This is a genomic window from Escherichia sp. UTM R2 (assembly GCF_048593455.1).
GTDB lineage: Bacteria > Pseudomonadota > Gammaproteobacteria > Enterobacterales > Enterobacteriaceae > Escherichia > Escherichia coli.
The window spans coordinates 937,426-959,535 of record NZ_JBFWDY010000002.1 but is presented as its reverse complement, the minus strand read 5'-3'; the positions used below and the strand labels follow the sequence as shown (position 1 = coordinate 959,535).

Here is a 22,110-nt window from a genome sequence, read left to right as displayed (position 1 = left end):
TCAAACCGGCTCCTGACAGAGCCGGTTTTGGTTTTCTGTCTTAACGCACCATGCACGGGCGCTTGTTATCGAACGTCCAGCCAGGAATCAGATACTGCATTCCCATCGCATCGTCACGCGCGCCAAGCCCGTGTTTCTGATACAGCTCATGGGCTTTCATCACTTGATCCATATCGATTTCTACACCCAGCCCCGGTTTTTCTGGCACCTGTACCAGCCCGCCTTTGATCTCAAACGGTTCTTTGGTCAGGCGCTGATTGCCTTCCTGCCAAATCCAGTGCGTATCAATAGCAGTAATTTTACCCGGTGCAGCGGCGGCAACATGGGTAAACATCGCCAGGGAAATATCGAAGTGGTTGTTAGAGTGTGAACCCCAGGTCAGGCCAAATTCATGGCACATTTGCGCCACACGTACCGAACCTTGCATTGTCCAGAAATGCGGATCCGCCAGCGGGATATCAACGGATTGCAGGGAGAGCGTATGGCCCATTTGCCGCCAGTCGGTGGCGATCATATTGGTTGCAGTCGGCAGACCTGTCGCGCGACGGAACTCTGCCATCACTTCACGCCCGGAGAAACCTTGCTCCGCACCACACGGATCTTCTGCATAAGCCAGCGAACCTTTCAGGTATTTACCAATTTTAATCGCTTCGTTCAGCGACCAGGCACCGTTAGGATCGAGCGTAATACGCGCCTGCGGGAAACGTTTCGCCAGTGCCACAATAGACTCGGCTTCTTCTTCCCCGGCCAGTACACCGCCCTTCAGTTTGAAATCGTTGAAGCCATATTTTTCATACGCCGCTTCCGCCAGGCGCACCACCGCATCCGGTGTCATCGCTTCTTCATGACGCAGGCGATACCAGTCGCATGAGTCATCCGGCTGGCTTTGATACGGCAGCGGTGTGGCTTTGCGATTACCGACGAAGAACAGATAACCGAGCATTTCGACTTCGCTACGCTGTTGGCCATCGCCCAGCAACGATGCCACGTTTACCCCCAGATGCTGCCCCAACAGATCCAGCATTGCCGCTTCTATCCCGGTAACTACATGAATAGTGGTACGCAAATCAAATGTCTGCAAACCGCGCCCGCCGGCATCACGATCGGCAAAAGTATTACGCACCAGCGTCAGAACGTTTTTGTATTCACCCAGCGTTTTACCTACCACCAGCGGAATCGCATCTTCCAGCGTTTTACGGATTTTCTCGCCGCCGGGAATTTCCCCTACGCCAGTGTGACCAGAATTATCTTTGATAATCACAATATTACGCGTGAAGAACGGTGCGTGTGCACCACTCAGATTCATCAGCATACTGTCATGACCCGCCACCGGGATGACCTGCATTTCAGTAACAACAGGCGTCGTAAATTGAGAACTCATATTTATGTCCTTTTTCAGAATCAATGACGGCCGAAAACGGGACGTTTACGGTCAAAGGTCCAGCCGGGGATCAGGTACTGCATCGGACCTGCGTCGTTACGCGCACCGCCAGGCAGACGTTTATAGGCCTCATGTGCCTTTTGTACCTGTTCCCAGTCCAGTTCCACGCCCAGACCGGGCGCATCAGGAACGGCAATTTTTCCGTTTTTAATCTCCAGCGGATTTTGGGTCAGGCGACAATCGCCCTCCTGCCAAATCCAGTGGGTATCGATAGCGGTAGGATTACCCGGTGCCGCCGCGCCCACATGGGTAAACATCGCCAGAGAGATATCGAAATGGTTATTAGAATGGCAGCCCCAGGTCAGCCCCCAGTCGTCGCAAAGCTGCGCCACACGGACTGCACCGGAAAGCGTCCAGAAGTGCGGATCGGCAAGTGGAATATCTACCGCATTGAGCATCACCGCATGACCCATTTCGCGCCAGTTGGTGGCGATCATGTTAGTCGCGACGGGCAAGCCGGTCGCCCGCCGAAACTCCGCCATCACTTCACGTCCGGAGAAGCCCTGTTCTGCGCCGCATGGATCTTCGGCATAGGTAAGAACATCATTCAGCCCTTTGCACAAAGAAATGGCTTCATCAAGCAGCCAGGCACCGTTGGGATCAACGGTAATCCGCGCATCCGGGAAGCTTTTCTTCAATGCACGAACAGTGTCGATTTCTTGCTCGCCAGGTAACACCCCGCCCTTAAGTTTGAAATCTTTAAAGCCGTAGCGATCCTGTGAGGCTTCCGCCAGACGCACAACGGCTTCGCTGTTCATCGCTTTCTGATGGCGCAACTGATACCACTCATGGTTGCCCGGCGTATTTTCCAGATAAGGAAGATCGGTTTTGGTCCGATCACCGATATAAAACAGATAACCGAGGACGGTAATAGTCTCGCGTTGCTTGCCTGGCCCCAACAGTTCGCAGACCGGAACATTCAGCGCCTTACCTAGCAGGTCAAGCAAGGCGGCTTCCAGCGCCGCCACGGCATTAACGCGCAATTCAAAAGTCCAGGCACCTTTGCCGAAGGTATCAAAATCGGCTGCCTGATTACCTTTATGCACCTGCTGAACCACTTTATTCAGGCGCGCAACTTCCTGGCCCAGAACCATCGGAATAGCATCGACAAGCGTCTGATAAATCACCTCTCCGCCCGGCGCTTCACCAATGCCGGTATGCCCGGCGTTATCGGTGAGTACCACAATATTGCGGGTGAAATATGCGTTATGTGCCCCACCAATATTAAGCAACATGCTATCGTGCCCGGCGACCGGAATGACTTTCATATCAGTAATAACAGGACTGGATTGTGTCGTCATCTTATTGCCCCGCGACAGGTTTCAGCTCGATACGCTTGATATCGCCCACCAGCACCAGGTAGCTCAGTACCGCGATTAAGGCATGAACACCAACATAAATCAGCGCCCCATTAAAGGAGCCAGTCGTGCCAACGATATAACCAATTGCGATTGGCGTGACGATGCCAGAAATGTTACCGAACATGTTGAACAGGCCACCGGAAAGACCGCTGATCTCTTTTGGCGCGGTATCTGCCATTACTGCCCAACCCAGCGCCCCGATGCCCTTACCGAAGAAGGCCAGCGCCATAAAGCCGATGATCATCCACTCAACGTTGACGTAGTTGCAGAACACCATCACCATCGACAGCAACATGCCCATTACGATCGGTGTTTTACGCGCAATGTTCAGCGATCCCGTGCGGCGCATCAGCCAGTCGGAAATAATCCCACCCAGCACACCGCCGATAAAACCGCAAACCGCCGGAACGGAAGCCACAAAGCCCGCTTTCAGAATCGACATCCCGCGTGCCTGCACCAGATAAACCGGGAACCAGGTAATAAAGAAGTAAGTCAGGGCGTTGATACAGTACTGACCGATATAAACGCCGATCATCATCCGTGACCCTAGCAGCTGTTTGATCTGCCCCCACTTCACGCTGAACGGCACTTTAACTTTGGTGTTTTGCTGATCCATATTGATCAGCGCACCACCCGCGGCGATGTACTCCAGCTCTTTCTTATTTACCCCCGGATGTTGATTTGGCTCGTGGATGACTTTCAACCAGATAAAGCTGATGACAATCCCCAGACCGCCCATAAAGAAGAAGACGTGTGACCAGCCCACTTCATGCGTCAGCCAGCCCATAATCGGCGCGAAGATCACCGTTGCGAAGTATTGAGCGGAGTTAAAAATCGACACCGCCGTTCCCCTTTCCTGCGCCGGAAACCAGGCCGCAACAATGCGACTGTTGCCGGGGAAAGATGGCGCTTCAGCAAGCCCGACCAGGAAGCGCAGCGTAAACAGGGCAACGATAATGCCGAATCCACTAAAGATATCGACGAAGCCTTGCAGCAAGGTAAACATCGACCAGATAAAGATCGACCAGAAGTAGACGCGTTTTGAACCAAAACGGTCCAGCAACCAGCCACCAGGGATCTGCCCGATAACATAAGCCCATGAGAAAGCAGAGAACACATAGCCCATTCCCACGGGATCAAGGCCGATATCTTTGGCCATTTCCGAACCGGCGATAGAGAGCGTAGCGCGGTCGCCGTAGTTGAAGGATGTGACGATAAACAACATCACCACTATCCAGTAACGAGCATTTGTGCGTTTTTCCACACTGCTCGCAGCCTGACTTAAAGAACTCATTGTTGCACTCCTGAAAATTCGCGTTAGCCACGCTCACTCTGGACTGCGACATCGCCAGGAAATCAGAGGTGACGTAGGGTGTTTTTTGCCGTTTTTATAGGTCGTTCGCCGAATACGGCGCGTGTTTATATCTGGCAATAGCAGTATAAAAAGCGCGCCATAGCGGCTCACCGTGCAACAACACAACATTAATGCGTTCAATGAGGCCCGATTTTGGCATTAGCCCTGGACGGTGGAATCCACTTCACGGAAATGAAAACAAGAACAAGAAAGGAAGGGTTAAAACGAAGAAATAAAGAAGAGTATGAAATGGATCGCTTAACTCCAGGCAAACGCCAGTAAAAATCCGCGCTATGAAGCAGTTTTTACTGGCATTTGCCTGAAAAGATTCGATTCAGCACCGCTAAAACGACATTTACCGCTCGCTGAACATATCAGGACAACAGCGTGCCCCACTGTTCGACCCACGGATTTGATTCCGTTTCCGGTTCCGGGTTCTCACTGGCGTCAATCAACAGCATTTCGCCAACCCGCTGAGCGCTCTGTTCCTGCAACAAGGCATCGAACTGTTTGCCGCCATTGCAGAAATTCACATAACTACTGTCGCCGAGCGCAATCACGCCATAACGCAGATTCGGCTGGAAGCCCAGACTATCTTTGATTCCCTGAAAGAGTGGCACAATGCTATCAGGAAGGTCGCCCTGCCCGGTCGTGGACGTAACCACCAGAACATACTTATCCTGATAGGGCAGCCAGTCGCTTAATTCAGGATCTTCAAATACCGTTGCTTTGTGGCCCTGCGCGGTCAGAATCGCTTCCGCTTCTTCGGCCACTAACAGTGAATTCCCGTACATGGTGCCGACAAAAATACCAATTTCCGCCATACCGTTTTCTCCCTGGATTAGGAACTTATCTCTCCATCCTGACCCGATGGCGCACTGAACTCAACCCTTTCATTTTCAGGAAGCAGACCGCGCCAGCCAAATTGTGATAACGCCTGCATCCAGGTGTCGTCCAGGCCCGCGTGAATAGTCAGCGGCTCGCCAGTAAAAGGATGCGTCAATGACAACTGACTGGCATGTAGCATTAACCGCTGGAGGCCAAAATGCTCAGCACCGCTGCGATTCTGGCGTAAATCGCCATGTTTGCTATCGCCAATAATCGGATGACGCAAATGGGCAAGATGTCGGCGAAGCTGATGTTTGCGTCCGGTTTTCGGCTCCAGTTCCACCAGGCCGTAGCGCGTGGTCGGGTAACGTCCGGTCGCTACCGGCATTTCTACGGTCGCCAGACCGCGATAATGCGTCACTGCTGGCTGCGGGCCTTTATCTTCGCGGGCAAATTTATCAGCGATTTTGTCCAGTTCTTCCACCAGTGGATAATCCAGCACCGCTTCTTCCATCAACCAGCCGCGCACAATCGCATGGTAACGTTTCTGGATTTGGTGCTGTTCAAACTGTTGTGCCAGCAGCCGTCCGGCCTCGCTGGATAATCCCATCAACAACACACCAGAAGTGGGTCGGTCCAGACGATGAGCAGTAAAAACATGCTGGCCTATCTGGTCACGCACGGTTTGCATGACCACTACTTTCTCGTCGCGATCCAGCCAGCTGCGGTGAACCAGCCAGCCGGAGGGTTTATTTACCGCAACCAGCCATTCATCCTGATAGAGTATTTCCAGCATTAGCTCGCATCATCCGCAAAAAGAGCATCCAGTTTTTCCAGCTCAGCCAGAATAAGCGCGCGTTGCGGATGGTCCGTCGCCAGCGCCATTTCATAATAGGGTGCAACGGCAAAAGCGCCCGGTAACGGCTGTTTGTTATCTAACAAATCGTGCATTCGCGGGATCAGCACCCACTGCAACCACTCCAGTGGTTCCATGGTGTCCATAAAGAACGGTTGGGTACTATTAAATTGATGCGGCTGGGGTTCATCGTTTCGCCAGTGCTGATGTTCACGCAGTAACGCTTCAAGCGCCTGCAACTGGAGACGAACGCGGTCATGAGTGGTCATAAAGCAACCTCAATAAGAAAAACTGCCGCGAAGGATAGCAGGAATAAAAAAAGGGAGCACTGTATTCACAGCGCTCCCGGTTCGTTTCGCAGCATTCCAGCTACTTTTGTTGCTCCCTGCTCATCCTTGACAACTTTTCCTCTGGCCTTGCGGCCAATCGTTCATCCTGAACTATTGCTTCCTGCTCACACCACCCCGATGTGATACTTCATCCTGAAGTGTCCCTGGCCTTCCTGACCCACCGAATCATCCTGACCGGTTCTCATTCTCCATCCTGGAGGTGTCCTTTAACGCGTCCTGCGTCATCCTCTTCGCTTCATCCAGAAGCCTTTCCCTGAAACACCATCCTGGTGTGTCCTGCAGAAGTGTCATCATCCTGATGTTCACTTCGTTGTCTGACTCCCTGTCGACGAAGATAGAATCGTCTTTTTCGCGAAGTCTTACAAGGCGCTTACAGACAATGCCTTAAGGAAAATTTCATATGAAAGTTAAGAATTAACAATCAACATTTTGATTTTAAATGAAAATAACGATTCTTATCTTTTTAAGTATTCGCTTATTTCCTGGCGATCTCCTACAGAGTCTGTAAGAGATCTCTCACAACCAGATGGGGTATTTGGATTACAGAAGAGGCTTAAGTTGATTAAGGAATTCCGCAAGATTTGAGGCTAAATGCGTCCGTTTACGTGTTCCCAGCGTCTCTTTGCACACTTCACCGGAGAGATTACACACCGAGATGACCTCTAACTCTTCTTCCAGCGTCGCGATAAATAGTGTGGGCGGCAGTTTTAGCCTTTTCTGAGTCACCAGATGACCAATCAGATTTTCCTGCACCCGACGGAAGTCGTCTTCACTCCAGGTTTGCAGCAATGTCAGTTTGATATCGCCAAACTGCGCGTGCATATCCCCGGCAAACTGAGTCGTATAAAAGGTATGAATTGTGGATTGTATCACAATATCAAAAGCGCGTTCAACCGCGTTTACATTTTGTTCCCCGGTAAACGGCTGGGGTTGCCAGTATACGGCATCTTCGGTAGTTGAAATAATGCACGGTGAAGGAACACCGTACAGTTCCTCACTTAACGGCCAGCTTTTATGCTCTTCATGCCACGCATCGCAGTAGCGTGCAGTAAAATCTTTCAGGGCTTGTGCGGTCAAATCGTCCACTAATTTCTCTCTTCACTTAAACCAGATACACTTGTCGTTTAGTTTATCTGGTTTATGACGGTGAAACATGTCTTCTTATGCAAACCATCAGGCACTTGCGGGCCTGACTCTTGGAAAATCAACCGATTACCGGGATACCTATGACGCCAGCCTACTGCAAGGCGTTCCACGCAGCCTGAATCGCGACCCGCTGGGTCTGAAAGCGGATAACCTGCCTTTTCACGGTACGGATATCTGGACGCTGTATGAACTTTCCTGGCTGAATGCGAAAGGTTTGCCGCAGGTCGCTGTCGGTCATGTTGAACTTGATTACACCAGCGTAAATCTGATTGAGTCGAAGAGTTTTAAGCTCTATCTCAACAGTTTTAACCAGACGCGTTTTAATAACTGGGATGAGGTGCGCCAGACGCTGGAGCGCGACTTAAGCACTTGCGCTCAGGGTAAGATTAGCGTGGCGTTATATCGTCTTGATGAACTGGAAGGCCAGCCGATAGGTCATTTTAATGGCACTTGCATTGATGACCAGGATATCACTATCGATAACTATGAATTCACTACTGACTATCTGGAGAATGCCACCTGTGGTGAAAAAGTAGTGGAAGAGACGCTTGTCAGCCACCTGCTGAAATCAAACTGCCTGATCACCCATCAACCAGATTGGGGTTCGCTCCAAATTCAGTATCGTGGACGCCAAATTGACAGAGAAAAACTGCTGCGTTACCTGGTCTCATTCCGTCATCACAACGAGTTCCACGAACAGTGCGTGGAACGCATCTTTAATGACCTGTTACGCTTCTGCCAGCCAGAAAAATTGAGCGTTTACGCACGTTATACCCGTCGTGGCGGTCTGGACATTAACCCGTGGCGCAGTAATAGCGATTTTGTCCCATCGACCACAAGACTGGTTCGGCAATAAATTTTTTCTCAATTTTGCGTGCTGGATTCACGCAGAAGGTTGTGAAAGGTCATCAGGCAGGGCTATTGTAATCAAAGGGAATGACGATATTCGTCCCATAAGGAGTTTTTCTTGATTACACATATTAGCCCGCTTGGCTCCATGGATATGTTGTCGCAGCTGGAAGTGGATATGCTTAAACGCACCGCCAGCAGCGACCTCTATCAACTGTTTCGCAACTGTTCACTTGCCGTACTGAACTCCGGTAGTTTGACCGATAACAGCAAAGAATTGCTGTCTCGTTTTGAAAATTTCGATATTAACGTCTTGCGCCGTGAACGCGGCGTAAAGCTGGAACTGATTAATCCCCCGGAAGAGGCTTTTGTCGATGGGCGAATTATTCGCGCTTTGCAGGCCAACTTGTTCGCGGTCCTGCGTGACATTCTCTTCGTTTACGGGCAAATCCATAACACCGTTCGTTTTCCCAACCTGAATCTCGACAACTCCGTCCACATCACTAACCTGGTCTTTTCCATCTTGCGTAACGCTCGCGCGCTGCATGTGGGTGAAGCGCCAAATATGGTGGTCTGCTGGGGCGGTCACTCAATTAACGAAAACGAGTATTTGTATGCCCGTCGCGTCGGAAACCAGCTGGGCCTGCGTGAGCTGAATATCTGCACCGGCTGTGGTCCGGGAGCGATGGAAGCGCCGATGAAAGGTGCTGCGGTCGGACACGCGCAGCAGCGTTACAAAGACAGTCGTTTTATTGGTATGACAGAGCCGTCGATTATCGCCGCTGAACCGCCTAACCCGCTGGTCAACGAATTGATCATCATGCCAGATATCGAAAAACGTCTGGAAGCGTTTGTCCGTATCGCTCACGGTATCATTATCTTCCCTGGCGGTGTGGGTACGGCAGAAGAGTTGCTCTATTTGCTGGGAATTTTAATGAACCCGGCCAACAAAGATCAGGTTTTACCATTGATCCTCACCGGCCCGAAAGAGAGCGCCGACTACTTCCGCGTACTGGACGAGTTTGTCGTGCATACGCTGGGTGAAAACGCGCGCCGCCATTACCGCATCATCATTGATGACGCCGCTGAAGTCGCTCGTCAGATGAAAAAATCGATGCCGCTGGTGAAAGAAAATCGCCGTGATACAGGCGATGCCTACAGCTTTAACTGGTCAATGCGCATTGCGCCAGATTTGCAAATGCCGTTTGAGCCGTCTCACGAGAATATGGCTAATCTGAAGCTTTACCCGGATCAACCTGTTGAAGTGCTGGCTGCCGACCTGCGCCGTGCGTTCTCCGGTATTGTGGCGGGTAACGTAAAAGAAGTCGGTATTCGCGCCATTGAAGAGTTTGGTCCTTACAAAATCAACGGCGATAAAGAGATTATGCGTCGTATGGACGACCTGCTACAGGGTTTTGTTGCCCAGCATCGTATGAAGTTGCCAGGCTCAGCCTACATCCCTTGCTACGAAATCTGCACGTAATCTCCGCTCCCCCGGTGACGTTTGTTGCCGGGTTTTCTCGTTTTTGGTCACTTACTCATCAACTCATTTCATTTGTTATATGAATGTTTCTTACCACCCTCACGCGACAAATATCATCACAGTTAATATGTCATACAATTTATGTTGCAACGCAAACGTTTCCCTATTTTCATAAACCGTATTTTATCGCTATGAAAAAGAAATTATCGCCATGATTAACTAAAAGTATTGATTTTTTCAGTTCAACCTACATATATTGCGCGCCCCGGAAGAAGTCAGATGTCGTTTAATGGGCAAATATTGCCCTTAAATTCTCTTTTACTTTTGATTTACAGAGTAAAGCGTTGGGATAATCTATCTTCCAAGTAGATTATTGTATTTGAGATCAAGATCACTGATAGATACATAACTTGTGTGTATCTTTCCGCCCTCAAATTATTACGGCGGTAAATGATTAAGCCATCGCCGATAGACAGATTTCATTTTTACGGTCAGGCACCTTCCCGGGCTGAACTGGCTAAAAGCTGAATTATTTGCATTCCTCCAGGAGAAATAGATGGAAACGACTCAAACCAGCACGATTGCGTCGAAAGACTCTCGTAGTGCCTGGCGCAAGACAGACACCATGTGGATGCTGGGCCTTTACGGCACGGCAATCGGCGCGGGCGTGCTGTTCCTGCCAATCAACGCCGGTGTTGGCGGTATGATCCCGCTGATCATCATGGCTATCCTTGCGTTCCCGATGACGTTTTTTGCTCACCGCGGCCTGACTCGCTTCGTACTGTCTGGTAAAAACCCGGGCGAAGACATCACCGAGGTTGTAGAAGAACACTTTGGTATTGGCGCAGGTAAACTGATTACCCTGCTCTACTTCTTCGCTATCTACCCGATCCTGCTGGTTTATAGCGTGGCAATCACCAATACCGTTGAAAGCTTCATGTCTCACCAGCTGGGTATGACGCCACCGCCGCGTGCGATTCTGTCGCTGATCCTGATCGTGGGTATGATGACCATCGTTCGCTTCGGTGAGCAGATGATCGTTAAAGCGATGAGTATTCTGGTATTCCCGTTTGTTGGCGTACTGATGCTGCTGGCTCTGTACCTGATCCCGCAGTGGAACGGCGCTGCACTGGAAACGCTGTCTCTGGACACTGCATCTGCAACCGGAAACGGTCTGTGGATGACCCTGTGGCTGGCAATTCCGGTAATGGTGTTCTCGTTCAACCACTCTCCGATCATCTCTTCTTTCGCCGTTGCGAAGCGTGAAGAGTACGGCGATATGGCAGAACAGAAATGCTCGAAGATCCTGGCATTCGCACACATCATGATGGTGCTGACCGTAATGTTCTTCGTCTTCAGCTGTGTACTGAGCCTGACTCCGGCAGACCTGGCTGCGGCTAAAGAGCAGAACATCTCGATTCTGTCTTACCTGGCTAACCACTTTAACGCACCGGTTATCGCGTGGATGGCTCCGATTATCGCGATTATCGCTATCACCAAATCCTTCCTCGGTCACTACCTGGGCGCACGTGAAGGCTTCAACGGTATGGTGATTAAATCTCTGCGTGGTAAAGGTAAGTCTATCGAAATCAACAAGCTGAACCGTATCACTGCGCTGTTCATGCTGGTAACGACCTGGATTGTTGCCACCCTGAACCCGAGCATCCTGGGTATGATTGAAACCCTGGGCGGTCCAATCATCGCGATGATCCTGTTCCTGATGCCGATGTACGCAATTCAGAAAGTACCGGCAATGCGTAAGTACAGCGGTCACATCAGCAACGTATTCGTTGTCGTGATGGGTCTGATTGCAATCTCCGCAATCTTCTACTCTCTGTTCAGCTAAGTCCTTTCGCGCCGCTTTCGGGCGGCGCTTCCTCCGTTTTAACGCGATGTATTTCCTATGATTAGCGTATTCGATATTTTCAAAATCGGCATTGGCCCTTCCAGTTCTCATACCGTTGGACCAATGAAAGCGGGTAAACAATTTACCGACGATCTGATTGCCCGTAACCTGCTTAAAGACGTGACCCGCGTGGTGGTTGACGTGTACGGCTCGCTCTCTCTGACCGGTAAAGGCCACCACACTGATATCGCCATTATTATGGGCCTGGCGGGTAACCTGCCGGATACCGTGGATATCGATTCCATCCCCAGTTTTATTCAGGATGTGAATACTCATGGTCGCCTGATGCTGGCAAACGGTCAGCATGAAGTGGAGTTCCCGGTTGATCAGTGCATGAACTTCCACGCCGACAACCTTTCTCTGCATGAAAACGGTATGCGCATTACCGCGCTGGCGGGCGATAAAGTCGTTTACAGCCAGACTTACTACTCTATTGGCGGTGGCTTTATCGTTGATGAAGAGCATTTTGGCCAGCAGGATAGCGCACCGGTTGAAGTTCCTTATCCGTACAGTTCAGCAGCCGATCTGCAAAAACATTGTCAGGAAACCGGGCTGTCACTCTCTGGCCTGATGATGAAAAACGAGCTGGCGCTGCACAGCAAAGAAGAGCTGGAACAGCACCTGGCGAACGTCTGGGAAGTCATGCGCGGCGGTATTGAGCGCGGTATTTCCACCGAAGGCGTGTTGCCTGGCAAACTGCGCGTTCCACGCCGTGCTGCGGCACTACGCCGGATGCTGGTCAGCCAGGATAAAACCACCACTGACCCGATGGCGGTTGTTGACTGGATCAACATGTTTGCACTGGCAGTGAACGAAGAGAACGCTGCTGGCGGTCGCGTGGTGACTGCGCCGACTAACGGTGCGTGCGGGATTATCCCGGCTGTGCTGGCGTACTACGATAAGTTTATCCGCGAAGTGAACGCTAACTCACTGGCTCGTTACCTGCTGGTAGCCAGCGCCATTGGTTCTCTTTATAAGATGAACGCGTCGATTTCTGGTGCTGAAGTGGGTTGCCAGGGTGAAGTTGGCGTGGCGTGCTCAATGGCGGCGGCTGGTCTGGCAGAACTATTAGGCGCAAGCCCGGCGCAGGTGTGCATCGCGGCGGAAATCGCCATGGAGCACAACCTCGGTCTGACGTGTGACCCGGTCGCCGGACAGGTCCAGGTGCCATGCATCGAGCGTAACGCCATTGCGGCAGTAAAAGCGGTGAACGCCGCACGTATGGCGCTGCGCCGTACCAGCGAGCCGCGCGTCTGCCTCGATAAAGTTATCGAAACCATGTACGAAACAGGTAAAGATATGAACGCCAAGTACCGCGAAACCTCTCGCGGCGGCCTGGCAATGAAGATCGTTGCCTGCGATTAATCGCTCTCCAGAGGCCTCGTTTTGCGAGGCCTCTTCCCGATTTCTCATCCAGCCATAGCCTGTTCCAGTATCGAATGTTACCCTTATCGCCTGATCTTTAAGGGGGTTATAGTGGCTGTTCATTTACTTATTGTCGATGCACTGAATCTTATTCGTCGCATTCATGCCGTTCAGGGTTCGCCCTGTGTCGAAACCTGCCAGCACGCGCTCGATCAGCTCATTATGCACAGCCAGCCAACCCACGCAGTCGCCGTTTTTGACGATGAAAACCGCAGTAGCGGCTGGCGTCATCAGCGTTTACCAGATTACAAAGCGGGTCGACCGCCAATGCCGGAAGAGTTGCACGACGAGATGCCTGCATTACGCGCCGCCTTTGAGCAACGCGGCGTCCCGTGCTGGTCAGCCAGCGGCAACGAAGCCGATGACTTAGCCGCCACGCTGGCGGTCAAAGTGACACAGGCCGGGCATCAGGCAACGATTGTTTCGACAGATAAAGGCTACTGTCAGTTACTTTCACCGACATTACGTATTCGTGATTACTTCCAGAAACGTTGGCTGGATGCGCCATTTATCGATAAAGAATTTGGCGTTCAACCGCAGCAGTTGCCCGATTACTGGGGACTTGCGGGGATCAGCAGTTCAAAGGTACCGGGTGTTGCGGGAATCGGACCAAAAAGCGCCACGCAGCTGCTGGTCGAGTTTCAGAGTCTGGAAGGGATATATGGGAATCTGGATGCGGTTGCCGAAAAGTGGCGCAAAAAATTAGAAACCCATAAAGAGATGGCGTTTCTGTGCCGCGATATTGCCCGCTTACAAACCGATTTGCATATCGACGGCAATTTACAGCAATTGCGGTTGGTACGGTAAGGACGTGCCGTATGCAAACGATTATCAACACATTGAATTTAATGCACTTATATGCCGGATAAGACGCGGCTAGCGTCGTATCCGGCATTATCACATCAGCGCATTTACCAGGCGGTATGGTAAAGCTCTACAATATCCTCAAGCGTTGCTTCACGCGGGTTGCCACCGGTACAAACATCATCCAGTGCCGCCTGCGCCAGTGCCGGAATGTCTTCCTTGCGTACCCCAACATCACGCAAATGTGGCGGAATACCGACATCACGGTTGAGAGCAAACACCGCTTCAACAGCGGCATTACGCGCCTCTTCCAGGCTCATACCTTCCACTTTCACGCCCATAACGCGCGCGATATCGCGGTACTTCTCACCGGTAAAGTCAGCGTTATAGCGCATGACATGCGGTAACAGGATGGCGTTCGCAACACCGTGTGGAGTGTTGTAAAACGCGCCCAGTGGATGCGCCATACCATGCACCAACCCTAAGCCAACATTCGAGAAGCCCATACCCGCAACATACTGCCCGAGCGCCATTTCTTCTCCGGCATCCTTATCACCAGCAACCGATCCTCGCAGCGCCCCAGCAATGATTTCAATCGCTTTAATGTGCAGCGCATCGGTTAGCGCCCACGCGCCACGGGTAATATACCCCTCAATAGCATGAGTGAGCGCATCGACACCCGTCGCAGCTTTCAGCGCTGGAGGCATACCATCCATCATGTCAGCGTCAATAAACGCCACCTGCGGGATATCATGCGGATCAACGCAAACAAACTTGCGCCGTTTTTCTTCGTCAGTGATCACGTAGTTAATGGTCACTTCTGCCGCAGTGCCTGCTGTGGTGGGAATTGCCAGAATCGGTACACTGGGTTTATTGGTCGGGGAAAGTCCTTCCAGGCTACGCACATCGGCAAATTCCGGGTTGTTGCTGATAATACCAATCGCTTTACAAGTATCCTGTGGAGAACCACCACCAATAGCAATCAGGTAATCCGCGCCGCTATTCTGGAATACACCGAGCCCTTCTTTGACGACAGTAATTGTTGGGTTGGGCACTACGCCGTCGTAAATCGCCCATGCCAGCCCTGCCGCATCCATCTTATCGGTCACTTTCGCCACCACGCCGCATTGCACCAGCGTTTTATCGGTGACGATCAGCGCCTTCTGATAACCACGGCGTTTCACCTCATCGGTTAAAGCCCCAACAGCACCCCGACCAAACCATGCCGTTTCGTTCAGAATCATTCTGTTAGCCATCATCCTTCTCCTTGTTGCTTTACGAAATTACTCTTCAATCCGTAACCCATAGGTTTTGAATTTCTCCAGCACTACGGCAATCTCTTCATCGCTCAGCACTGGCACCGGGTCCGTAATCGCCAGGGTCGTCAGGTAAAGTTGCGCCAGCACTTCAACTTCATGCGCCAGCCATAACGCTTTTTCCAGATTCACCTCACAAGCGATAAGCCCATGATGTTGTAACAAAGTTGCCTTACGATTTTTGAGAGCCAGCGCAACATGTTCAGAAAGTTCACGTGTTCCAAAGGTCGCATAAGGCGCGCAAGGAATAGAATTACCGCCCGCCGCCGCAATCATGTAGTGAATAGCGGGGATCGGTCGGTTAAGAATGGAAACTGCCGTGCAATGAACGGCATGATTGTGAACAACCGCGTTGGCATCCGGTCTGCTTTGATAGGCTGCCATATGGAAACGCCACTCGCTGGAAGGAATCTTACCTTCTTCGTATTTGCCGTTGCCATCAACATAGACAATCATATTCTCCGTCATTCTTTCATAAGGAATACCGCTGGGAGTAATCAACATGCCGTTTTCAAAACGTGTGCTGACATTCCCCGCTGTCCCCTGATTTAACCCAAGGCGCGTCATTTCCAGACAGGTTTCAATTATTTCACGGGATAAACGTGTTCTTTCCATTTCTATTCTCCAGATACAGTTTCAGCTCGCCTTGTTGCGTAAAACAGCACCGCAAATGAAGACGGGGTTATTTTTAGTAAGGGGAGGCCACTGAATATCATTGTTCAGTAGCCTGATATCTTTTGGCGATTATTATTTTTTTCTTATGCGCTTAATTAATTTCATTTCTACTTTAACTGTTTTTTTGACTGGTCTTTCTTCGATCGCGCTTAACATCATTTCGAACGCTTTTTCTGCCCAGGCATTTTCATCCTGCTGCATTGACCAGACATTGTTGGCGAGAAATCCCAGCATAGGATGTTCATCGAAAGTGCCAATATTGATTTCTGGCGGTACAGCGCCAAGACGGTCGCGAATCGCGCGGACAGCGCCTTCAAGCACAGGCAAAGACGAGGCGATAAATGCCTGCGGACATCCCTGCTCTTCAATGAGTTTTTCCATAATGACATAGCCGCCTTCCGGAGTATTTACCGGACCTTCCCGCACCCAATCGCGATGGGTAATCCCTTTTTTTGCCAACGCATTCAAATAACCTGTCAGACGATCGCTGATACTCGGCAAACCGGCATCTCCCAGCAAAAACCATACTGGAGCCTGCCCGGCCTCAAGAATATTTTGCGTCAGCTTTTCTCCGCCAGAAATATTATTACTCTCTACCAATGCGTTATCGGTATATTTAAAATCACGATCGAGTAAAACCATGGGCTTACGAATTTTGCGTAAATGATGCTGCTGATTTTCCAGCGTCGAAGGAACAATAAAAAGACCATCTACATTTCGTGCGATAAATGCTTTCGTCAATTTATTTTCATAGTCAACATCATCATAAGTGCAACTGATTGTAAGTTGATATCCGGAACGTCGACAGCGTTGTTCGAGTTTTTCTGCCAGCGTAGCAAAAAAGACGTTGGATATGTTGGGAACAATCAACCCTAATGTATCAGTTTTGTTAAGCTTAAGGCTGCGAGCGGAATGATTAATGATATAACCATAGCGTTCAACATATTCATTGATACGCGTTTGGGTTTTGACGCTGATTCGATATTGTTCCGCTTTTCCATTTAGCACCAGTCGCACGGTCGTAACCGATAAATTCAGGTCGCTGGCTATCTGCTCTACTGTTTTAGCCATAGGTATTTCCCAGTTAACATCCAGACGTCAAATCACAATCATAAAAGTATTTTCAACTTTTGTCTTATTGCATCAGTTGGTTAACCGCCTGTTGTTGCTCCCAAAGCGTCAGGTAAACCCGGTATTTACGCTCTAAAAATTCACGGCGTTGTGGATTTACCTGAATAATCTCTCCGGCTTCAACCATTGCTTTACACGCAGATGTAAAATCCCCCCATGCTCCGCTGGCAACAGCGCCGCTAATTGCTGCGCCCAACGTAACGGCATCTTCTTCTTGCATCAGGTGGATATCGCAACCTGTCACGTCTGCATATTCGCGTAGCCATAAAGGGTTGTGCGTTGCACCACCACATAATGTTAATCGGGTAATGGTATGCCCATTTTCCCGCAGAGTTTCAATAATATGTCTGGTGCCAAAGGCTATTGCCTGTAAAGTCGCAAGATAAAGTCGCGCGAGCTGATTTTCACCACGCTCCAGTGTTAAGCCATAAACACTGCCTCTGGCATCGGGCCGCGCTCGTGGCGAACGGTTGCCGTGATGATCGGCAAGCACATGTAAATTTCGTGTGGGTTCTGACTCGTTAGCTTCAAGGGCTGCTACCCATTCATTAATCAGTTGAATCGGATGACATCCGCGTTGCTGCGCCTTGTGAAAAAGATTTGCGCTTGCCCCTGACTCCTGAAGCGTCCACTCCACCAGCGCCCCTGCGGCGCTTTGCCCGCCTTCGGTTAGCCAGTAATTTGGCAACATGGCCGACCAGTATGGCCCCCAGACGCCAGGGGTGAATATCTCTTTTTCACTACACAGCATATGGCAGTTCGACGTTCCGCTTATCAATGCCAGCGTTCCTGATGGGTGAGCGCCAGCCAGCGCCACGCCACCGGCATGGGCATCAATCAAGCCACTGGCCACGATAACATTAGTCGTTAATCCTAACTCTTCAGCAGCTGTGGCGGTTAACGTTCCCACGGCAGCGCCAGGCGGAAGAATGTCGGCAGGAATTCTTTCAAGCATATCGGTCAGGTCTATCGATTCCAGTAAGCTATGGCTAAAGCGTTGCTCATGAGCTAGATAATTCCATTTACACGTTAGCGTGCATAATCCCGCGACGTCTCGCCCTGTTGCTTTCCAGACCAGAAAATCCGCCAGATCGAAAAAGCGATGAGCGGCCTGCCAGGTTTGCGGTAGATGCGTCTTCAACCAACGTAACTTTGGTAACTCCATCTCGACGCTCACTTCGCCGCCAACGTAGCGCAATGCGGGATCCTTCATTGCGTTAATCTGCGCCGTCTCGACAGTTGCACGATGATCCATCCACATAATAATGTCGTGATTCGCAGATCCACCGGACGAAACCGCTAAACCCTGGCCTTGTTCATCAAGAACAACCAGCGAGCAGGTAGCGTCAAAACCCAGTGAGCGAATTGCGGAAATGGGGATGCCTGCCAAAGCTGTCGCCTCTTTCACCGTTTTACAAACTTGTTGCCAGATCTCTGCCGAAGACTGTTCGACACGCTCGCCGCCAGGGCGAAACTGGGAGACGGGCGCAGTAGCGAATGCCAGCCTGTGGCCACTGGCACTGTAAACGCCTGCCCTGACACTGGCCGATCCGACATCGACACCGAGAAAATAACCGTTGTGCATAAAGCCTCCCTGACGCTGGAGATAACGGGGATGAAAATTCATCCCCAATTTTTTATTTCTTACCGAATGGGTGCAGGAGTTTGTCGATTTCTGGCGTGTTAATATTCTCGGCATTAACAAATTTCACGGGAATATCGATCTCTTTTTCAACGGCTTGCCCCGAAAGGGCCGCGTTCAACGTTTTGATCCCTTGATAGCCAATCTGGTATGCATCCTGAACAACAAAGCCCTGAATGACGCCGTTCTTCAGGAAGTTAATAATCGCTTCCGTACTATCAAAACCAATGACCTTCACCTTACCTTTCAGATTCTGGCTATCAATGGCATTCGCCACCCCGAGCGTTGAACCTTCATTGGTGCCATAGATCCCAGCAAGATCGGGATTGGCCTGAATCATATCGATAGTTTTATCCATCGCTTTTTGCGGGTCACCATCGCTGTACTGAACGGGTAAGACTTTAATGTCAGGATATTTTTCTTTCATACGCTCCATGAAGCCTTCCGAGCGTTCAATAGCGGAAGATGTTCCTGCAACGTGCGCGATAATCCCAACTTTCCCTTTATTATTTACCTGCGAGGCTAAGGCATCAGCTGCCTGAGCACCTGCTTTACGGTTATTGGTGGCGACAAAACTCACCGGAATGTCTGAATTGATGCCTGAATCAAAGGTCACCACTTTGATACCGCGTGAATTTGCCGTTTCTACCAGTGGGGCGAGCGCATTCGCGTCGAGGGCTGCCAGAAGCAAGCCATTCGGTTTCTGCGCCATCGCATTTTCGACTAACTGAATTTGCTCGGCTATTTGCGTTTCATCAGCCGGGCCAACATAGCTGGTTTTATCCCCCAACTCTTTAGCCGCAGCTTCAGTCCCCATTTTTACGGTTTGCCAGAATTCATGTTGGAAACCTTTACTAACAACCGGAAGATTTAAATCCTTCGCCAGTGCGCTGGAACTTACGCAAGCCAGCAGAGATAACGCATAGATAAAATGCCTGGTTTTCATTGTTGTACTCCGTTCTGAGTGAATCACCCTTAACGTCAGGGCAGTTGTTTCCCGATAAAACAGGGAGCCTAAGTCAACGAATCTTTTTGCGTAATGTATCGAGGTAAACGGCAGCGACCACAACGACGCCCATCGCGACCATTTGCCAGAACTGGGAGACGCCCATTAAATTGAGGCCATTTTTCAGTACACTCATAATGAAAGCGCCAATGATTGTGCCGCCAATAGTGCCAATACCGCCCATTAAGCTGGTTCCACCAATCACTACCGCGGCAATAGCTTCCAGTTCATAACCCACACCTACCGTCGGTTGTCCGGAGTTGAGACGAGATGCCAGAATGACACCTGCAATCCCCGTTAATAATCCACAGAAGGCATAGACGAAAATTTTCACGCGCTGAACTTTAATACCAGAAAGATGAGCAGCAACTTCATTACTGCCTACGGCATAGACATAGCGACCAATGACGGTTTTCTTCAGGATGTAAGCGCCGACAAGCGCTACAATGACAAGGTAGAAAACAGGATAAGGCAGCACATCAAATAAGCGTCCCTGAGCGAGCGTTTTGAACATCGGGTAATCGGCAAAATAGATGGCGCGCCCGTCGGTCATCACCATATTGATACCTCTGACGGACATCATCAGGCCCAAGGTAGCGATAAATGGTGGAATGGTCATTTTAGTGACCAACAAACCATTCACATAGCCGCACATTCCACCGGCTAAAACACCGGCAATAATACACACTGGCAGCGGCAGGCCCAGTGTGGCGCAAATCCCCACGGCGACACCAGAAAAAGCCACCACGGAGCCCAATGAAAGATCGATGCCCGCGGTAATAATGACGAAAGTTACCCCAATGGCCATAATGCCGATAACCGACGTTTGCAGAGCAATCGTCATGATATTTTCGGTATTAAAGAAAAAGGGAGAGCTGAAACTAAAAAACAGCACTAATATAATTAAGCTAAAAAGAGGCGCAAGGCGCATCAAAAGTTCTTTATTTATCTTTATTTTCTTATTATTACTGTCTGGAGAGGTTACAGAGATAGTCATAATTTAATCCTCTAACGTCGCGTATTGCATAATTTTTTCTTGTGTCGCTTCTTTTGCGCTAAGTTCGCCGGTAATTCGACCACTGCGCATCACTAAAATACGGTCGCACATTCCTAACACCTCAGGCAATTCAGAGGAGATCATGATGATTGATTTCCCTTTTGCCACCAGGCGATTCATTAACTCATAGATTTCCAGTTTGGCGCCAACATCAATGCCGCGAGTGGGTTCATCGAAGATTAAAATATCAGTATCTTTACACACCCAACGTGCAATTATAATTTTCTGCTGGTTTCCTCCACTTAGATTTAATGCCGCCTGTTCAAGATTTGGCGTTTTAATCCTTAACGCTTTTACCTGTTCCTCACTGGTTTGTTGGCAACGACGCGAATCGACATTCCCAAAACGATCGGAATATTCAGGGTAGTTTCCTAACATAATATTTCGTTCAACAGATAAATTCAGCGCCAGCCCTTCTTTTTTGCGGTCTTCCGTCAGGTAACTAATTCCCTGCTGAATAGCATCCGAAATATCTTTAATAACGGTTTCCTTACCATTTAATTTTAGCGTTCCGCTGTCAATAGAATCCGCACCAAAAATCGCACGCGCAAGTTCAGTACGCCCCGCGCCCATCAGTCCGGCAAAGCCGAGGATCTCGCCACGATAAAGCGTAAAATTAATATCGTTCAGGACGCCTTTGCGCGTCAGTCCGTTTACCTCCAGAACCGGAATCCGCTGCTGCAAGGCCTCGCGGCGGGGATAGATATTCCCTAAATCGCGACCAACCATCATGGCAATCAGATCGCTGATTTTTACGCACTCATAATCCACCGTGCTGATGTACTGACCATCACGCATTACAGTCGCACGGTCGGCAATTAGCGCCAACTCTTCCAGACGGTGGGAGATATAAACAATGCCGGTCCCCTGCTCTTTCAATAACCGGGTGACGCGAAATAAGCTTTCAATTTCAGTTTCTGTTAACGCCGCAGTAGGTTCATCCATAATGAGAATCCTGGCGTTAACTGAAATGGCCTTGGCAATTTCTACCATCTGCTGCTGAGCTACCGTAAGGTCGGCAACCAGAGTATCTGGTTTGATCGCCAAATTTAATTTTTGCAAAATTTCAATCGTCGCCTGGCGTTGCTGTTTTTCATCCAGACGCCAGCGATTTTTTTTACAAAACTCCCTGCCGATAAAAATATTTTCTTCTACTGTAAGCTCGGGAAATAAATTAAATTCCTGGTGAATAATAGTAATACCTACGTTTTGCGCACTTAACGGATCAGAAAATGAGACTGGTTTATCTTCAAAAATTATTTCGCCTTCATCAGGTTGATAAACCCCCGACAAAATTTTCATTAAGGTAGATTTTCCTGCACCATTTTCACCTAATAATGCATGAACCTCGCCCCGGCGTAGGGAAAATTGCACGTCATTAAGCGCCAACACTCCAGGAAAGCGTTTGGTGATATGCTTCATTTGCAAAAATGTTTCGGACATTGCAGCTTTCCTCAATAATCAGAAACTGAAAATGTGA

Annotated in this window: 19 protein-coding genes; 5 read left to right on the top strand and 14 right to left on the bottom strand. The window is 49.9% G+C overall.

What is annotated here, in order from left to right; genetic code table 11:
- Positions 1 to 40: 40 nt before the first annotated feature.
- The 7 genes from gudD to syd all read right to left on the bottom strand — a co-directional run bounded on the left by gudD (position 41) and on the right by syd (position 7,276).
- Positions 41 to 1,381 (bottom strand): glucarate dehydratase, encoded by a 1,341-nt coding sequence (gene gudD, locus AB4H76_RS05460; RefSeq protein WP_000098248.1) that lies wholly within the window; start codon positions 1,379 to 1,381, stop codon positions 41 to 43.
- Between the two features lie 20 nt (positions 1,382 to 1,401).
- Positions 1,402 to 2,742 carry an enolase C-terminal domain-like protein gene (locus AB4H76_RS05455; protein WP_000211764.1) on the bottom strand — a complete coding sequence of 447 codons (1,341 nt, stop codon included), beginning with the start codon at positions 2,740 to 2,742 and terminating at the stop codon, positions 1,402 to 1,404.
- A gap of 1 nt (position 2,743) precedes the next feature.
- Positions 2,744 to 4,096, bottom strand: a complete 1,353-nt coding sequence (gudP, locus tag AB4H76_RS05450; RefSeq protein WP_000097072.1) for a galactarate/glucarate/glycerate transporter GudP — start codon at positions 4,094 to 4,096, stop codon at positions 2,744 to 2,746.
- Positions 4,097 to 4,530: 434 nt separating this feature from the next.
- On the bottom strand, positions 4,531 to 4,980 hold the full coding sequence (locus AB4H76_RS05445) for a flavodoxin (protein ID WP_000807753.1): 450 nt from the start codon (positions 4,978 to 4,980) through the stop codon (positions 4,531 to 4,533).
- 17 nt (positions 4,981 to 4,997) lie between these two features.
- On the bottom strand, positions 4,998 to 5,780 hold the full coding sequence (gene truC / locus AB4H76_RS05440; RefSeq protein WP_000890001.1) for a tRNA pseudouridine(65) synthase TruC: 783 nt from the start codon (positions 5,778 to 5,780) through the stop codon (positions 4,998 to 5,000).
- The gene (locus AB4H76_RS05435) at positions 5,780 to 6,109 is read right to left on the bottom strand and encodes a YqcC family protein (protein WP_000206990.1); all 330 of its coding nucleotides are present in this window, start codon (positions 6,107 to 6,109) and stop codon (positions 5,780 to 5,782) included. The genes truC and AB4H76_RS05435 overlap by 1 nt, the downstream gene beginning before the upstream one ends.
- A 621-nt stretch (positions 6,110 to 6,730) precedes the next feature.
- Positions 6,731 to 7,276, bottom strand: a complete 546-nt coding sequence (syd, locus tag AB4H76_RS05430; protein WP_000342438.1) for a SecY-interacting protein — start codon at positions 7,274 to 7,276, stop codon at positions 6,731 to 6,733.
- Between the two features lie 67 nt (positions 7,277 to 7,343).
- Here syd and queF point away from each other — a divergent pair, with 67 nt between their 5' ends.
- The 5 genes from queF to xni all read left to right on the top strand — a co-directional run bounded on the left by queF (position 7,344) and on the right by xni (position 13,806).
- Entirely contained in the window at positions 7,344 to 8,192 is an 849-nt protein-coding gene (queF, locus tag AB4H76_RS05425; protein WP_000100421.1) for an NADPH-dependent 7-cyano-7-deazaguanine reductase QueF, read from the top strand.
- A 111-nt stretch (positions 8,193 to 8,303) separates the two neighbouring features.
- Positions 8,304 to 9,668 (top strand): nucleotide 5'-monophosphate nucleosidase PpnN, encoded by a 1,365-nt coding sequence (gene ppnN / locus AB4H76_RS05420; protein ID WP_000627995.1) that lies wholly within the window; start codon positions 8,304 to 8,306, stop codon positions 9,666 to 9,668.
- Between the two features lie 556 nt (positions 9,669 to 10,224).
- Complete coding sequence (sdaC, locus tag AB4H76_RS05415; protein ID WP_000450476.1) at positions 10,225 to 11,514, top strand: HAAAP family serine/threonine permease SdaC; 1,290 nt, start codon at positions 10,225 to 10,227, stop codon at positions 11,512 to 11,514.
- 57 nt (positions 11,515 to 11,571) lie between these two features.
- On the top strand, positions 11,572 to 12,939 hold the full coding sequence (gene sdaB / locus AB4H76_RS05410) for an L-serine ammonia-lyase II (RefSeq protein WP_000626422.1): 1,368 nt from the start codon (positions 11,572 to 11,574) through the stop codon (positions 12,937 to 12,939).
- Between the two features lie 111 nt (positions 12,940 to 13,050).
- A complete protein-coding gene (gene xni / locus AB4H76_RS05405) occupies positions 13,051 to 13,806 on the top strand; it encodes a flap endonuclease Xni (RefSeq protein WP_001439176.1) in 756 nt (251 codons plus the stop codon).
- Between the two features lie 104 nt (positions 13,807 to 13,910).
- Here the strand turns inward: xni and fucO are convergent, their stop codons facing one another.
- The 7 genes from fucO to AB4H76_RS05370 all read right to left on the bottom strand — a co-directional run bounded on the left by fucO (position 13,911) and on the right by AB4H76_RS05370 (position 22,073).
- Positions 13,911 to 15,059 (bottom strand): lactaldehyde reductase, encoded by a 1,149-nt coding sequence (fucO, locus tag AB4H76_RS05400; RefSeq protein WP_000013588.1) that lies wholly within the window; start codon positions 15,057 to 15,059, stop codon positions 13,911 to 13,913.
- A 27-nt stretch (positions 15,060 to 15,086) separates the two neighbouring features.
- On the bottom strand, positions 15,087 to 15,734 hold the full coding sequence (gene fucA / locus AB4H76_RS05395) for an L-fuculose-phosphate aldolase (RefSeq protein WP_000442593.1): 648 nt from the start codon (positions 15,732 to 15,734) through the stop codon (positions 15,087 to 15,089).
- Positions 15,735 to 15,866: 132 nt separating this feature from the next.
- Complete coding sequence (locus AB4H76_RS05390; RefSeq protein ID WP_001140842.1) at positions 15,867 to 16,865, bottom strand: LacI family DNA-binding transcriptional regulator; 999 nt, start codon at positions 16,863 to 16,865, stop codon at positions 15,867 to 15,869.
- A gap of 64 nt (positions 16,866 to 16,929) precedes the next feature.
- Positions 16,930 to 18,510 carry an FGGY-family carbohydrate kinase gene (locus AB4H76_RS05385; protein ID WP_000551482.1) on the bottom strand — a complete coding sequence of 527 codons (1,581 nt, stop codon included), beginning with the start codon at positions 18,508 to 18,510 and terminating at the stop codon, positions 16,930 to 16,932.
- 52 nt (positions 18,511 to 18,562) lie between these two features.
- Positions 18,563 to 19,513, bottom strand: a complete 951-nt coding sequence (locus AB4H76_RS05380) for an ABC transporter substrate-binding protein (protein ID WP_000857361.1) — start codon at positions 19,511 to 19,513, stop codon at positions 18,563 to 18,565.
- A gap of 73 nt (positions 19,514 to 19,586) precedes the next feature.
- Positions 19,587 to 20,570 (bottom strand): ABC transporter permease, encoded by a 984-nt coding sequence (locus AB4H76_RS05375; RefSeq protein WP_000156205.1) that lies wholly within the window; start codon positions 20,568 to 20,570, stop codon positions 19,587 to 19,589.
- Between the two features lie 3 nt (positions 20,571 to 20,573).
- Positions 20,574 to 22,073 carry a sugar ABC transporter ATP-binding protein gene (locus tag AB4H76_RS05370; RefSeq protein WP_000004944.1) on the bottom strand — a complete coding sequence of 500 codons (1,500 nt, stop codon included), beginning with the start codon at positions 22,071 to 22,073 and terminating at the stop codon, positions 20,574 to 20,576.
- Positions 22,074 to 22,110 lie beyond the last annotated feature (37 nt).

Bases quoted from the DNA above. Each gene is read 5' to 3' on its own strand.
- AB4H76_RS05445 (WP_000807753.1), bottom strand. From the start codon at position 4,980: ATGGCGGAAATTGGTATTTTTGTCGGCACCATGTACGGGAATTCACTG.
- fucO (WP_000013588.1), bottom strand. From the start codon at position 15,059: ATGGCTAACAGAATGATTCTGAACGAAACGGCATGGTTTGGTCGGGGT.
- sdaB (WP_000626422.1), top strand. From the start codon at position 11,572: ATGATTAGCGTATTCGATATTTTCAAAATCGGCATTGGCCCTTCCAGT.
- AB4H76_RS05390 (WP_001140842.1), bottom strand. From the start codon at position 16,865: ATGGCTAAAACAGTAGAGCAGATAGCCAGCGACCTGAATTTATCGGTT.
- AB4H76_RS05435 (WP_000206990.1), bottom strand. From the start codon at position 6,109: ATGACCACTCATGACCGCGTTCGTCTCCAGTTGCAGGCGCTTGAAGCG.
- AB4H76_RS05370 (WP_000004944.1), bottom strand. From the start codon at position 22,073: ATGTCCGAAACATTTTTGCAAATGAAGCATATCACCAAACGCTTTCCT.
- truC (WP_000890001.1), bottom strand. From the start codon at position 5,780: ATGCTGGAAATACTCTATCAGGATGAATGGCTGGTTGCGGTAAATAAA.
- fucA (WP_000442593.1), bottom strand. From the start codon at position 15,734: ATGGAAAGAACACGTTTATCCCGTGAAATAATTGAAACCTGTCTGGAA.
- sdaC (WP_000450476.1), top strand. From the start codon at position 10,225: ATGGAAACGACTCAAACCAGCACGATTGCGTCGAAAGACTCTCGTAGT.
- AB4H76_RS05455 (WP_000211764.1), bottom strand. From the start codon at position 2,742: ATGACGACACAATCCAGTCCTGTTATTACTGATATGAAAGTCATTCCG.
- gudP (WP_000097072.1), bottom strand. From the start codon at position 4,096: ATGAGTTCTTTAAGTCAGGCTGCGAGCAGTGTGGAAAAACGCACAAAT.
- AB4H76_RS05385 (WP_000551482.1), bottom strand. From the start codon at position 18,510: ATGCACAACGGTTATTTTCTCGGTGTCGATGTCGGATCGGCCAGTGTC.
- queF (WP_000100421.1), top strand. From the start codon at position 7,344: ATGTCTTCTTATGCAAACCATCAGGCACTTGCGGGCCTGACTCTTGGA.
- AB4H76_RS05375 (WP_000156205.1), bottom strand. From the start codon at position 20,570: ATGACTATCTCTGTAACCTCTCCAGACAGTAATAATAAGAAAATAAAG.
- gudD (WP_000098248.1), bottom strand. From the start codon at position 1,381: ATGAGTTCTCAATTTACGACGCCTGTTGTTACTGAAATGCAGGTCATC.
- AB4H76_RS05380 (WP_000857361.1), bottom strand. From the start codon at position 19,513: ATGAAAACCAGGCATTTTATCTATGCGTTATCTCTGCTGGCTTGCGTA.